Origin of the sequence: Acinetobacter sp. CIP 101966, assembly GCF_000369725.1 — a bacterium.
In the GTDB taxonomy this organism is placed as follows: Bacteria; Pseudomonadota; Gammaproteobacteria; order Pseudomonadales; family Moraxellaceae; genus Acinetobacter; species Acinetobacter lwoffii_Q.
On record NZ_KB850162.1, the window covers coordinates 19,454 to 34,581 of the forward strand.

The following is a 15,128-nucleotide window of genomic DNA, read 5'->3' on the forward strand; positions in this document are numbered from 1 at the left end:
TTATTTTTCCCCTGTCACTGCTTTCACTTCAGCCAACAAGTCCCCAAACTTGCCGTAGTTCACTTTCACCCCATCATCTAGATCCAGTGAAATACGCTGATCGGCATAGTGACGCAGTTTTTCCTCAAAGCTACTGAGTTCAGCCTGTTGCTTATGCAAGTTTTGCAGTTCTTTCTCTTTTCGTTTGATTTCAGCAGCTGAATCACTGTTTTCTATTTCACTTTCCAAAGAATTGGCCATAGCGGACATTTTGGAAATCAGTGGCATCACGTATTCGGTACGCATACGTGCCAAAGTGCTTTCGTTATAGCGGTGCAAGTACACCAATGCCTGGAAAGCGCCTTGCTTACCACTGCTGAATAACCAGTAGATTGGACGCTTTTTATAAGTTTGCATATGGTCTTTATAGAATTTGCTGGCGAGGTAACGGCGAATGGTGTCTTCTGCTGTTTCGTTGGCTTTTTTATCCAAGCTTTCTGCCAACCACAGCATATTAGCGTCTAGTGTGTCTTTACCCCAAACCGCAGTTAAGAACTCTCGAATACGGTGCGTTGCATCATCTTCAAACCAGTGCATTTCGGTCAATGGAATAATGCCATCAGCATCGGCAGGGAATTTTTTATAACGGCTGGCATCAAAGTCTTGATTGCCTGCATGGGCATAGATCAAGCCAGGTTCATCTAGGCTATAGCGCCCCATCATGCAACCAATTGCATAAGACACTAAACGCTGGCTGTCTTTTTCACGGTCGGCACGGGTGAGGGTAATTTGCTCATCTGGTACGTCAGGAGTGAGTTCATCCTGTAAACCATAAGCATCAATAAACAGCTTGTTGTTTTCTTCTTCCAGACGTTTCATTTCAGCCACGACGTCAGCATTTTGCTGCTGCCATGCATTAAATGCTTGTTCTAGGTTTGACTGCTGCGTACGAATAATTGGTTTTTGAGTGAAGTCCCAAGAAGCTTCCAATTGATTCCAATTATTACGAGAAATCTCTATAGCTTTATGCGCTAAGGAATTTTCTTTATCAATATAAGGCATTGCTGCCATATTACCCGGTTGTATATTGAAAGTTGGATTAATTACATCCATGTAAAATCTTCCAACTTTGCTACATAATAATGATAAAATATTAAATATTTTTTGTTGTTCAGAAACTGCGCACATTCCTGAGGCATCATCAAATAAATAACCTGCTGGCGAGTATCGGAAGCTTGGAAATGACGATGTAATTTTGCTCCAAATTATGGCAGGTTTGAAAATATATTCTAAATTATGATTTGTTGAACCACCTTTCCAACCTAACTTCTCCATATTAAGTAATTTATAACCATCATTTTCCCAATCAACAATACTTAAGTTATTACCATACCATTGTCTATATTCTCCTCCTTTTTGATATGGAAACCATTTCTTTAAACTATGAAGAGCTTCTTCTCTAGATGCAATATTAAAACCTATTTTACTTATTGATACTTCAAACCAATATCGAACAAAATACTCATTATCACGAGTACACATTCCTTTTCGAGGATGAGAAATTTTTCCTAATGCCTGACTGTTGTCTAAAGCAATATAAGCTCTACTACTTAACCAATAAGCCACAGGGCTACCAGGAATTTTCTTAAAGTCATCTGGTTTTGCTGTTTTTAATCGCTCATTTTGAACAGGGAATTGTTTTGGTACACCATGTTCATTTACATCATCATTTTTACAATAAGAAAAACTACCTGCATAATTACTGACATGCTTATTTAGCATAACTGTTGCAGCTGTCCCAAAGGCAATGCCCATTACTCCATTGCCCATATGAACCATACAAGACAAAGTTTTATTATTTAACAGTTTTTCACGCATTGCCTCATAAGATGATAAGAACATCCAGCTTTGCATGGTCACCATACTGTTAAAGCCATTATCCTTACACCACGCAAAACCACGCTCGATAAACATGGCAAACAGGTCTGACTTGCTGTCTGGGAATTTCTTTTTGGCAAAATCTTTCAGTGCTGTATTCATGCCCTTCCCGCCCATATACGGCGGGTTGGCAATGACAGCATCATATTGTTTAGCGAGTAATTTAGCTTGCTTTACTAAAGGTAATAGCTCCTGTGCTGACTGCTGTGCAAAAATATCCCCTGATTCTAATGCTGTATTCAGCTTGGTTTCTAAATCAGGTAGTTTCTTCGCAAATGCTTGAGGAATTTGAATCAAAGAACCAAAAGTCGACGCATGTTCAAATAAATCCAGTAACTCTTTTAAATCTGACTGCGCAATACCAGTGTTTGCCAAATCCTGACTCAATGCGTCTAAACGTTCCGGCTGACTATCTTGTAGCGCAATAATATTCAGCTTCGGTGGATTGCTAAATAAACGGCGGTCATCCTCACGTGCTTTCATCAATAGCGCAAAACTCGCCAATTGTGCCGCACGGGTATCGATATCAATGCCGTACAGGTTATTTTCCAGAATCAACCGTGGAATATCACGACTGCGGTAACCACGTTCCAGATAAATTGCTTTGAGGCAATCATAGGCCTCCACCAGAATATGCCCCGAACCACAGGCCGGATCGAGTACCGTAATGCTTTCAGGGTTTAAAGTATCGCCATCTTCACTGATCCGCACATCAATCAGCTGTTTTAACTGTGCATTGACCTCATCCGTTTGTTCAGCGGGTTGAATATAATATTCCCAATTATTGGCCAGCGTACTATCAGGCTGTGCCATCATCCATAAACGACCGACACTGTTTTGCACCAAATACTTCACAATCCAGTTTGGAGTGAAGAGTTGCGTCGCTGCAGGAATGTCTTCACTTTTAACAACCTTACCAATCACCTGATCTTTCTTTTCAGAAATATAGAACTGATACAGCCAGCCAATAATCTGTACATCCGACCAGTCTTCTTCAGGAATGCTGCTGACCAGATCACGAATCAAGGAGTCGGTTTTGGTCAGGTTATCCGGTAATAACAGTTCAGATTCATCAGACACCTGTTCGAACAGGAGTGGCATGACCTGATTCAACGCATGACACTGAGCCAGTAACAGTTCCCGATACAGCTCTTCGTCTTTATTGCCATCCAGCTTCAGTTCAGCCACACGGCTGGCATCTAAACCTGGTAGGTCAATATCCAGACATTCTTCCAAAATCTGTGGCAAGCCTGCACTACCATCGGCACTACTGAGTACACGACGGCCATGATCCAGTAAGCCTTTGCATTCCATGTAGCGAATCGCACAGAGACGGTTAAACCAGCTGTAAGCGATATAATCAATCGTCTGCTCAAAACTGCTGGTTTGAATGCGCTTGATCAGCTTCTCACGAGGTTTCATGACGGATAGCGGAAAAACCTGATCGCCAATCAGCAGCAAGTCGCCTTTCTGTTCAGCCGGTAAAATGCTGTCTGCGGTGATGCCATACTTGGCGGCCTGCTTGCGCATCGCTGCGATAAAATCGTTACGTGCTTGCGGTGCGTATTTTTTAATATTACTGGTATTCATGTTAAAACCTTTAATTAATGACTGATGCCGATATCCCTAACCCAAGTTAGCGAATACGCACACGCTTTTTATCACCCACGATTTTCTTCAGTTCAACTTTGAGTGCGTCTACAAACTGATCCACAGACTCTTCCGTTTCCAGATAGACACTGCTAGAGGTTTTGTTGTAAATGCTGGCGACATCGACTTCGACAACAGGTTTCGGTGGCACTACGGCTGTCACAGGCTGTACCGGACTCGCAGCAGGTGCTGATGTAGCTGGGCTGGAGGTGGTTGCAGTGTTGGTTACACTCTCTGCTTTGCTCTGAGCCAGTTGTGCCGCTTTGGCCTGACGCTGGATTTCCGCCTCAACTTCGCTTTCCAACTCATACAAGGCTTCATCAAAACGCTCGACGGCGGTTTGGGTTTGCAGCATATAGATGGTGGACAGGCTAGTTTCCACTTCAATATCCGTTTTCAGCAGTTGTAGTGGGCGTAATAGCTTGTTACTCAGCTCAGCGCTAGCGATGCCACTGTTTTTAATCTCGGCTTCTAACTGCTTGATCTTGTCATCAATGTGTTCTATCGCTTGATTGCGCTTCTCAGTCAGCAATTGCTCATTGACGCTTTCCACTGTGCGAACCAAATCAGCCACTTTATTTAACAGGCCATAGGGCGATTCAAGGGTGGCAATACGATGTAATTCGGAGAGGGCTTTTTTTGCCACCTCATCACTGCCCAGCGCCTGTTTGTTTTTCTCAAAATGACGTAAGGCTTGCTGTAGTTGCTGCCAGCTTGGCATCTGATTACTAAAGAATTCATGAATGTCACGATAGTCTTCTTCCAGATCCAGATAGTCGTCCTTGTTCTCAACCACGGCTTTAAAGAAATCGAAGCTGTCGCTATTGGTCAGCAGACGTTCCAAAGTCAAAATCGACTTTTCAATCACTTTCTTGCCCGGGAACTGTCCGACATCAGTTTTACTCTTATACGACTTAAAGTTGGCTAACCAAGTCTTAAAATGCTGCAAATAGAATTCAAACAGCTCTTTCTCAGTCGCTGGCCCCATGGCCGAGAATAGGTCTTGGGTCAGTTGGCGTGCCTGTTTCAACACCTGATCATCAGTCTGGCGCTTTTTAATAATGGAAACATCACGGCGACGGCGGCTGTTTTGTAAAGGCTCAAAGGCATCTTTTAACTGTAAGCTGCCGCCATTTAACTGCAGTGAAATCCGCCCCATTGCCGCCAGCTGACCTACCAGCAATAAAATCTCGGCATCTGGCCAGCCATAAGGGCGTTTGACAAAACGATCTATCACATCTGAGACCAGAATACGTTCGCTACCGGTGGCCCGTAGTGCAATGTACTGCTCCACTTCCTGTAGGGCTTTGGGATTGCTCTGACCGCCATCCAGAGACAATCCGAGCTGCGCCATATCATCCACAGTCAAGACGGCGTTCAGTTCACGCCAGGCATCCTGCTGATAGACCTGCAAATAGCTCAGTTTGGTATAGGTGTTTTCCAGCAAATAACGACAAGCCTCATCCAGCTTGGTGGTTGGACTTGAAGATGAAAGTTGTAGATGTTGACCCAAGGCATAACTTTCCGCGTCCAGCAACATTTCTTCGACCCGGGCACGCAGGCGTTTTTTACGCTCCTGATTCTCACGGCCACGGTCTGCCAGAATACGGGTGATATCGGACTGAGTGCCATCATCATTTAAACGGATGAATTTATTGGTTTTCAGCCAGGTGCGCAGTTCATTAAAGAACTGTTTATCGTCTGCCAGTTTAAACAGCACTTGTCCTTCAGCCTGAGTACTTTTACCAATACAGTAAGCTTCAGTGTAGAGGTTGTATTCCGTATCCAGTGGAGAAATGATTTCAACTTTCAAATCGCTCTCATACTTGCCATCCAGGCTATGGCTATCTAGGAAACGACCAATCTGATAGTCCATCTTGTTGGCTTGATGGCGGTATTTGTTCTGATCGCGCAGTAAATCTTTAAAGATCAGATTGGCTAACTCTTTATTTTCTTCTGAAGCTGCTAAGTCAGTGGCTTTAATTTTGCGGGTGATATCGCGTTCTTCATTGGTCAGGAACAGGAACTCATCGCCATTCCTCGTAATCAGGCTCTCTTTTTCCAGACGCTGCAGGCTCTCTTCAATCCGCTTACGCAATGCCAGCTTATCTTCATCAATTTTCTCAATCGACAAAGTCACCAGGTTATCTAGCGTACCTTTGATGATATCGACATAGCGGATCATGAACAGGGTACGCAACATCTGCACATCAAAACCATCCAGGGTCTTATTCTGCCCTGCCTGGTCGATGGTACGTTTAACCGCTGTATCCAGGAAGCCTTCGACTGAAGTATAGAAGCGGTGGAAAGGAACCAGGGCACCGACTTCATCTGTGGCAATCGCATTCGCGGCCATCTGGAACGCATCTAGCATGGACCGTTCACCATAGGCCAGGTGTGCACCGGTCGCACCGACTTTACGGATTTCTTCAAATACTTTTTGCACCAGCTGGAAATGGTACGGCGCAAAAGGATAGTTATGAATAAAACTGTCTGGCCCCTCATAGTTCTTGAGGGTTGGGCCTGAACGGTCAAAGGTAATCTGATTTTTTAAGATATCGCCCTTTTGCTCAAACACCGATCTGAGCAATGCTTCTGCTTCTGGGGTTTTACGTAATAAACGTTTCTGGATGACTTCATCGGTATTGGAACTGGACAGTGATAAACGGGTTTTAAAACGTCCAGCAATCTTGGAGAAGTCATTGGCTTTGGAAGAAGACATCTCACCTAAAACAGCATCGATGTCTGCCTGTGAGGTCACGATAATCCAAGCGCGGCCTTTACAGATCGTACCTAGGTTTTCAGTAATGGTTTGCAATGTCAGCATCAAGCGGGTATCGCTGCCAATAAACTGCCCCACTTCATCGACCAAGAACAACATGCGTTGCTGGGGTCCTTTGCTGTCCAGGTATTCTTTCACCCACTGACAGAAGTTTTCAACCGAAACACTAAAGGTCTGCTCAGAATCCTCAAACCATTTATGCGCAGCTTCAGCAGATAAGTTGAGGGCTTGGGAAATTGCGGTTTCGACATCATCCTGATAGAACTGATAGCCATCACGTTCTTCCAACCATGACATGCCGCTGGATTCTTCAAAGGCTTGTTTAAAGCGCTCATACACCCCTTTCTGGCTCAGGTGACGTTCCATATGGGCAATATGTGGATGGTCAGCACTAAAACCCTGATACTCGTTAAACACGCGTAAAAACACATTCAGAATCGGATTGCCGTCATCATTGGAGCTGGCTTTACTGTCGATGTTAAATAGGATGACATCGGCATGATGGCTAACGGCCTTGCCAATATCCGCACGGATAAACGCATCACGGATTTTGCTTTCATCAAAGAATTCTGCAGCACTGCGTTCGTTACCTTCCGCGTCACGTGCCACTTTATTGGCCAGAATATACGATAAGGTTTTCAGGAAATGTGATTTACCTGAGCCAAAGAAGCCTGAAATCCACACGCCGACACGATTGGCAATCGAAGGATCGCTCAGGTCTGTGCCATAAGACTGGAAAAAGTCCCGAAAATGCTTTTCCAGCTCATTGGTGACCACATACTCATCAAGTTCCTGATATACCGTGGTATTGTCATTCTGGTCTGCCTTGACCACCCCGTTTATCGCACGATCTAATGGCTTGTAAAAAAGTTCTTTAATGTTCATCTCAATCCATTCCCCCGAATTCTTATTTCTATTTGCCGTGTTTAAGGCACTAATCTGAATGCTCTGTAGTAATTGTTGCTTGGAATTTTTCCAAATAAACTCATCGCTTGACCGTCGTAATAGCCTGGGTAAAACAGCACCACTGGCTTATGCCCCAGTAACGAATGCAAACTGTTCAATAAGTGATGGGCACGTAACAGTGGCCAAACCGACCCTACCCCAGTCATCAACACAATATCTTGCGCATTGGTGGCATATTTACTCACCAGATAAGGCGCGAACTTATCCATATGCAGTGGGCCCTTTAAGGCTTTGAGCAGCGCTTCATCGCCTTTGGCTTTTTGCATTTGAATGGCTTTATCGATGAAGTTACGCTCAGCCAGATAATCCACCACGGCTTGCAGCAGGTTGATATTCACCACCTTCAGCTGACTGTGTTTTTTCTCCAGCATCCCGTCTAGAAAATGCAGATATTCGCGCACTTTCAACTCATCTTCAGGTGCATAATCAAAAATCCAGAAGCCAATTTCATTGCCCAATCCTTGTCCAGTGAGAAACTCAGTGGAAAGAATTCGCTCTGGAATCTGGTTCAGACGCTCATGTATTGTTTGACTCATTGCTGCCCCTCTACAACTAACGCGTCCATACCGACACTTCCATAGATCTTTTAATGCGTTGTTTATAATGTTCTTCCAACAGGCTACGCAGCTCTGCTCTGACGATCACGCGCTGCAACTCCAGCTTACGGGTACTTTTTAAGTAACCGGCTTCTGCCAGCATGCGAAACACCACCTGCCCCATTTTTTTCTTGCTGGACTCTTTCCAATCACAGATATCCGGATCACGTTGTGAGCGTTCATCCAAAAAATCTGACCAGATATAACTGTCCAAGTATTGCGCCTGAGAGATATAGGCATCCCTCATCACCGTTTCCATAAACTCAAGCAGCAACAGGTTGCGTTCCAGTGCGCCACAAAAAGCCACCTGGGTCGCCAGCTCATCGTCCCCATCCCGCAAAGCTTTCCAGAAATCAGGCTCTAAGCGCTCAAGACGCTTACGAATGGCAGTGGCGTTACGTTGGGCTGAAGCAGGCGTTCTTTTTTGCAGAATATTGTCAATCTGAATTGCCTGATGCCATTGTTCTGGAATCGCTTCTCGTAATAACAGATCCGCGATCAGCCGGCTTTCACGCACCATCAGGGAGCCACCAATCAGGTCACTGTCATAATGAAATTGTTCTAACATGGCCAATCTCCTATGAGGCCTGATCAAACAGGTAAGACGACAGCTTTTCGATATCTGAGCGTTGTAGTACCAAGGGATATTTCAAGGCATCATCCGCCTCAGCCAGCGTGATCGCGGCCTGATATCGCTGCAAGGTATAGTGAGCCAGGGCTTTTTTCACCGGAATCTGTAATCTGCCATCAGGCATGCCGAAGTCTTTTTCGACCAGCGCTTGTTGTGATGAGTTCAATTTTGGATTAGGGATCAGCGTCAGTACAATTTCTTCATGCCATTGCTGATCCTGAGCAGGGTCTACTGACTCAATCGCCACCACAACAGGTGTGCGATCAATTCTGGAGAGTAAAAAGTCCTTAAACTGCTTGCTCTGATGGCAATAGGCACGGACATGCCAGCGAAAACCGGTATACACCAGGGTGTGTGGGGAAATGATGCGTTCATGCCACTGCGGATTCTGCATCGAGGCATAAATCATTTTTAAAGTGTTTTGGTTTCGGCAGGCACGCAAAACTTCCCGAATCACTTCAGGACGTACACTGCGATCAGGTAATTGAACTGCTGTAAGATTCGGTTCTGGTGTCGCAATCAGGGTATGCGATTCACTAACCAAACCTGACAGCATATTGAGATATTCATTGATATGTACGGTAGTCAGCACCGGTTGAAACGTGGCTTTAGGCACATAGCCTTTTACGGAGGGATCATGGACCAAGGCATCTGGGTTATACAGCGTATTGTAACGCTTGATATCCGCAGAAGCCTGCTGTCGACTGAGCCCAAACCAGCTCATTAAACGATTGGTAACCAAACGACCTTCCCAGTATGCAAGGAGCTCGATCGCTCGCATTCGTAGCAGGACTTCATGCTTATCTGTCGTCATATACCAATCAGTCAATAAATAGCAGCTTTAAGATTACCCTACAGCAAATATACAGTAAACATTTTTGACGGTATTTAAAGGTAGTATTGCAATCACCAGATAAAAAATATACTAGTATCCTGATGATAGCCGTCAAAGTACGATCTCTAGCAGATCATGGATCCTAGTATAGCGCGTGAATTGAGCTAAGTTTTAAAATGAGAGCAATATGGGTTTTAGATTTCGTAAAAGTATTAAATTATTCCCGGGTTTTAAAATTAATCTGACCCATAAAGGCATCAGCAGTGCCAGCATTGGCAAACCTGGTGCTTCTCTAAATATTGGGAAAAAAGGTACGCGAACCAGTGTCGGTATTCCAGGTACGGGACTATCTTACTCTAAACACCAGCCTTACTCTAAAAAGACCCGTGTTCCACAACCGACATCGCTAGAACACACGGAATATAATCCTCAGAATTTAGAACAACCGAAGACAAAGATCTGGCCTTGGATTATTTTTGGAATATTGTGTTTTATGGTGGGTGCCGTCATTTTTTAGCAAAAACAACATTGTATTTTGATCAAAAAAAACGCCCACATGGGTGAGTGGGCAAACTAAGGATATTAAGATCCTTCAGAAACTACAGCGCAATTCTCGCTCCTACTCTATCCGTTATTTAAATAAGCGACTGTGGCTCACAGCATATTGCTGATCGCACAGCTTAAAAGTAAGTTTTGTTGTAGTTTTAATGAATTGCGGTTTTTTAAAGGAGCTTTTTTATAGCTTCATTATTTTGTGTGTTTTTTTAATTATTCAGACTATTCTAAATAGTCAGTACGTAATAGTATCACCTGTTGATCTTGGTATTGGCGATGAATGGTTACATCCATTTTAGCAATTGTTTGTGAGGTTAAATCTGACGGCTCACGTACTAATAAGCCTTGTAATGTTGTTAGTAAACTTTTCATTTTGCAATCCCCTATTTGATTTAAATCAATCACATGAATAGTACTATTTTGTAACATCAATATTTCAATACGATGAATCAAAGTGATATTAAAAGGACTGCCCCCTGTATATATAGAAATCAGTCCTTAAAAACGGCTTAATCAACGATCCAACTTTATAGAATCGGATCGTTTAGGCGTTATGTTCAGGTTAAGAACAAGAGTATTGACTAACCATGACTTGCAAGGCTGGTTAGGGTAAATCAGCCAGACCAAAGCCATATCTTGCTGATAAATTAGTACAAAAGCTCGTCAAACAAATCCGCTCTAGTCTCCTCTAAGCTGATATCTGATTTTCTTCTATTACAGAGCAGATGAACCAGCAGACCATTTTCTAGCACACCTTGCCCACCTGCGGCTTTGGTAATCCTATGATCCGATTCAGTAGAATCGAGATAGATTAATCCATCACAAATGGGGCAAAAGTTATGATTACCCACTAGAAAATTATGCTTAAGCAAATTTTTGGTTAATGCTGAAAAGGCCTTGGGCTTTGATCGAGAAATTGGATTGTCGATGCCTACACTCCACTTTATTTATTTTCAGACAGCAACCAATCAAGAGCGTTCATTTTTACAATACCATTATAATTGGCTTCAGTCCCTATGGTGTCTAAGGTAAGTAAATACTTGGGATATGAATCAGAAATTTTCTGTAATGGACGTAACTCTCGGCTTAGTGTCTCCTCATTGAGCGTTTCTAATGCCACCTGATAATAAGTTAAATTCTGTAAAGTATCGACAGCAACAAAATCAATTTCATATTCATCAACCCGCCCTACATAGACCGTATAGCCTCGTCTGACAAGCTCAAGATAAATCACATTTTCTAAAATATGACCTTGATCAGCATTAGCATCAGGCAACATAATGCGGCGCAATCCGACATCAACTAAATAGTATTTTTCAGAGGATTGTAATAACTCACGCCCACGTACTTTAAATTGTGCGGCGCTATAAAATAGCAAACTGTCCTGTAAGCCCCGAATATAGCGCTTCACTGTTTCAAATGAGATTTTAACCCCGCTTGAAACAAAGGTATTTTTAATTTTATTGATGGAAATGGGTGAGCCTGTCACGCTTGCCAAATATCTTGCGACACGCTCGAGAGAGTTAATATCGGCAGTATTTAAACGGGGAATAACATCTTTAAACATTACACTGGCATAGACTGCTTGCAAGTAATCATAGGTTTCCTGCTGGCTGGTCATGGCAAGCGTATAGGGGAAACTACTTCGCGTGTACATAGCATACAAATCACGATTGGATAATTGTTGGATGATCGGATTATTTTCAATATGCCACTGTTTAAACTCTTGGAATGACAAGGGTAAAACATGTTGCTCGATATAGCGTCCTGTGAGTAAAGTCGCAAGTTCTCCACTCAGAAAGAATGCATTTGAACCTGTAATATATAAATCGATATAATCCCGAACATATAAAGAGTCGACTACTTTTTCAAAATTGGTAACATGTTGTATTTCATCTAAAAAAACATAGTTTTTCTTACTTTCATCAACTTTGGACAATACATAATCATGTAGTTTACGGTAATCGGTGAGTTCTTCAAATTCCATAAATTCAAAGTTGATGACAATGATGTTTTCGGCTTGTACCCCCTGTGCTTTTAGGTCTTGTTGAAACATCGCCAGCAAGGTGGATTTTCCAGAGCGACGTACACCCGAAAGCACTTTAATGACATCACGGTTTTGCCATGTATTCAGAAATTTTAAGTAGCCATCACGTCGAATATTAGCGCTTCTCATTGCTTACACTTGAAATCTAAATTTTTAATTAATTCTATCAAAGTTTAGAACCTAGATGTAAAAATATTCAATTTTAAAAAAAGTTTAAAGTTTAAGTGAAACATTCAAAGCTACTGTTGAAGCATGCAAACAGTAGATCTGATAAAAATCCAAATTCTGTCTTTTTAATTATTTTCCATGTCATGTTATGTCATTGATGCTGCGACTTAACTGCTATATAAATTAAGTGAAAAGTAAAAGGAATTAATATGTTAACTAGAGTGGAACTCATTTTTGTTGTGCTGATGGTCTCAGCCTTAATCCTAATTGCTTATGAAATGCTAAAAGGTTTATTTTAGAGCATCTATACAATTTTTGATCAAAAAAAAGCCCACAGAGGGAATCTATGGGCGAAACTAAGGACCTTGACGGTCATTCAGAAACTACAGCTAGTTTCTGGTTGTGATTCTAGACTGAATTAAAAATAACCACATTGGCTGAATGTATCACAAGTTAAATCATGTGATTAATCATTGATACATCTGCAAAAATGAGCTCATCGCTCTGTTGATTAATACAGTAATTCACCAAACAAATCCGCTCTAATCTCTTCCAGACTCAGATCTGATTTCATTCTATTACAGATGGGATGAACCAGCAGACCATTCTCTAGAACACCTTGCCCACCTACGGCTTTGGCAATCCGATGATCCGATTCAGTAGAATCAAGATAGATCAATCCATCACAAATGAGGCAAAAGTTATGATTACCCACCAGAAAATTGTGCTTAAGCAGACTCTTGGTTAATGCCGAAAAGGCCTTGGGCTTTGACCGAGAAATTGGACTAATCGACTCCACATATCCCACCACATGCTTGACGACTGCATCATCATAACCACCCAAAAATCTTTCGACATAAAACTCGTTAAAGTTTATGTACTTGAAGGCCTTAGACATGGACAGAATAAAGGTATTCAGGCATTCCTCATCATCAAAATCAACTTCCATTTCCAAGCTTAAGCAAATAAAGGCTTTATAGACAATTTGTAGCCGATCATAGCCCTTGATACCACTGCCGAACTTGCCGACCGTTTCAGTGGTCGCCACGGGGAAATTAGCAATCAAGAACTCAATACTACGGCGTACCCGGGTGAAGTCTTTGAAACTAATCGTTCGATGATGAATCTGCATGAGGCTTTCATGAATTTCATACACAATTGAAAACCATGCAAGAAAAGAAGTAATCTGAAAACGCTGGTCCTTATAAAAATATAAGTATGGATGAAAGCCCAAACTCGGAACCCCAGTATTTTTTACAGGCGTCGCTATTCTGCAAAGAATGGTCAACAGATGCGACATCAGGTTTTCAACGCGTTCCCCCTGATTCAGACTCATAATATTATGAATCTGATCACCAGCAATGATATTCATCAACTCATTGACCAAGCCAATTTTTTTGCCATGACTCATTTCATTGTCTAATAAAATGGTCGAAAAAAGGAGCTGATGGATCCTCTCCCCTAACTCAATCAGCTCATTTAAACGTGTATATTGGAGCTCTTCCAAGTTAGATTTATTGTCATTGATATAACAACAGGCATAGATCGCATAATAGGCGTCACTCCCGCGACTTCTGAGATGATATTCCTCATATTTATCTAGACGTTTAGTATCTGAGTTAATCGATTGAAATACCCGTCGCGCATCTTCTGGAGTCCCCAGTACCTGCCGGAAACTGATTTTAATATCGCCTAATTTCGATTTTTTTCTGCAAATTCGGCATCAGTACAAATTTTTTGAAAATCAGCAAGATCTCCTAAATAATAGAGATGGTCCCACTTGTTTGAACAACTAAAAGCTTATTTATAAGTGATATTCTGCTCTAGTTAAGCTACCTTATTTTGTTGTGGTAGCTGGTCATAGTAAAACTCATCTGGAGTCATTTTGTCCAGACTCGAATGAGGTCGTTTCAAATTATAAAATTCAAAATATGCGTTTAATTGCTTCTTCGCATCAAAAACATTGCTGTAGGCTTTGAGATAAACCTCCTCATATTTAACGCTCCGCCATAATCGTTCAATCATCACATTATCGACCCAACGACCTTTACCGTCCATGCTGATTTGGATGTCATTTGATTTTAACACTTCAATAAACGCATCACTGGTAAATTGACTGCCTTGGTCTGTATTAAAGATTTCAGGTCGACCATATTTTTCAATAGCTTCATTTAATGTTTCTATACAAAATGCAACCTCCATACTAATCGATACGCTATGGGCAAGCACCTTACGGCTGTACCAATCAATCACAGCACATAAGTAGACAAAGCCTTTTGCCATAGGGATATATGTTATATCCGTTGCCCACACTTGATTACTCCGTTGAATATTCAATCCTTTGAGCAGATATGGATATTTACGGTGAGCTTGATTGGCCTGACTTAGATTTGGTTTACGATATAACGCATTAATGCCCATTTTCTTCATTAAAGTACGTGTATGACGTCGTCCTATATGATGTCCTTGACGGTTCAATAAATCACGCATCATACGGCTACCTGCAAAAGGGTATTGCATATGTAATTCATCAATACAGCGCATCAGCTTCAGATCTGATGCACTCACAGGTTTTGGGCGATAGTAATAACAACCACGGGAGACTTTCAGTAGCTTAGCTTGCTTAGATACTGAAATCTGAAGTGAGTCGTCGATTAACTTTTGTGGTTGAAGCGGCCCAGTTTCTTCAACACACCTTCTAAAAAATCAATTTCTAATGCCTGCTCACCGATTTTTGCATGTAGTTTTTTTAGATCAATGGGTGGTTCTGCTGGAGCTTTTGATTGATCGAAGGCTTGCGAGGAAGCCGAAATCAATTGATTTTTCCAGTCAATAATTTGGTTTTGATGAACATCAAATTCAGCACTCAATTCAGCAAGTGTTTTTTCTGCTTTAATCGCAGCAAGCGCTACCTTAGCTTTAAAGTCATTTGAATGATTTCTTCTTGGTCTACGTGCCATAAAATACTCCATATATCGATG

The 15,128-nt window shown here is 42.1% G+C and carries 9 protein-coding genes and 2 pseudogenes; 1 reads left to right on the forward strand and 10 read right to left on the reverse strand.

Annotated elements, in window-relative coordinates:
- The 5 genes from pglX to F891_RS14650 are packed head-to-tail and all read right to left on the reverse strand — an operon-like array spanning position 1 to position 9,356.
- Positions 1-3,507, reverse strand: a complete 3,507-nt coding sequence (gene pglX / locus F891_RS14630) for a BREX-1 system adenine-specific DNA-methyltransferase PglX (RefSeq protein WP_005264229.1) — start codon at positions 3,505-3,507, stop codon at positions 1-3.
- Positions 3,508-3,553: 46 nt separating this feature from the next.
- Positions 3,554-7,234, reverse strand: a complete 3,681-nt coding sequence (gene brxC, locus F891_RS14635) for a BREX system P-loop protein BrxC (protein WP_005264232.1) — start codon at positions 7,232-7,234, stop codon at positions 3,554-3,556.
- Between the two features lie 41 nt (positions 7,235-7,275).
- Complete coding sequence (locus F891_RS14640) at positions 7,276-7,851, reverse strand: DUF1788 domain-containing protein (RefSeq protein WP_002010699.1); 576 nt, start codon at positions 7,849-7,851, stop codon at positions 7,276-7,278.
- Between the two features lie 16 nt (positions 7,852-7,867).
- On the reverse strand, positions 7,868-8,479 hold the full coding sequence (locus F891_RS14645; RefSeq protein WP_005264234.1) for a DUF1819 family protein: 612 nt from the start codon (positions 8,477-8,479) through the stop codon (positions 7,868-7,870).
- A gap of 10 nt (positions 8,480-8,489) precedes the next feature.
- Positions 8,490-9,356 (reverse strand): helix-turn-helix transcriptional regulator, encoded by an 867-nt coding sequence (locus F891_RS14650; RefSeq protein WP_005264236.1) that lies wholly within the window; start codon positions 9,354-9,356, stop codon positions 8,490-8,492.
- A gap of 208 nt (positions 9,357-9,564) precedes the next feature.
- On the opposite strand from F891_RS14650, the gene F891_RS14655 reads away from it, so the two are divergent.
- Positions 9,565-9,894 (forward strand): DUF4236 domain-containing protein, encoded by a 330-nt coding sequence (locus F891_RS14655; protein WP_000506885.1) that lies wholly within the window; start codon positions 9,565-9,567, stop codon positions 9,892-9,894.
- Positions 9,895-10,154: 260 nt separating this feature from the next.
- On the opposite strand, the gene F891_RS14660 is transcribed toward F891_RS14655, so the two are convergent.
- From F891_RS14660 to F891_RS17610, 5 genes and pseudogenes are all read right to left on the reverse strand, one after another.
- A complete protein-coding gene (locus tag F891_RS14660) occupies positions 10,155-10,304 on the reverse strand; it encodes a hypothetical protein (protein WP_227574743.1) in 150 nt (49 codons plus the stop codon).
- Positions 10,305-10,579: 275 nt separating this feature from the next.
- Positions 10,580-10,855: pseudogene (locus F891_RS17605) on the reverse strand (HNH endonuclease signature motif containing protein); the annotation flags it as partial.
- Positions 10,856-10,875: 20 nt separating this feature from the next.
- On the reverse strand, positions 10,876-12,108 hold the full coding sequence (locus tag F891_RS14665) for an ATP-binding protein (protein ID WP_004281980.1): 1,233 nt from the start codon (positions 12,106-12,108) through the stop codon (positions 10,876-10,878).
- 550 nt (positions 12,109-12,658) lie between these two features.
- A pseudogene (locus F891_RS14670) lies at positions 12,659-13,911 on the reverse strand (HNH endonuclease signature motif containing protein); the annotation flags it as partial.
- A 63-nt stretch (positions 13,912-13,974) separates the two neighbouring features.
- Positions 13,975-15,107 (reverse strand): IS3 family transposase gene (locus F891_RS17610; protein ID WP_228129163.1). Its coding sequence is split into 2 segments (ribosomal slippage): positions 13,975-14,855 and positions 14,855-15,107, totalling 1,134 coding nucleotides; the frame shifts between segments, so codons are not numbered across the junction.
- Between the last annotated feature and the right edge of the window lie 21 nt (positions 15,108-15,128).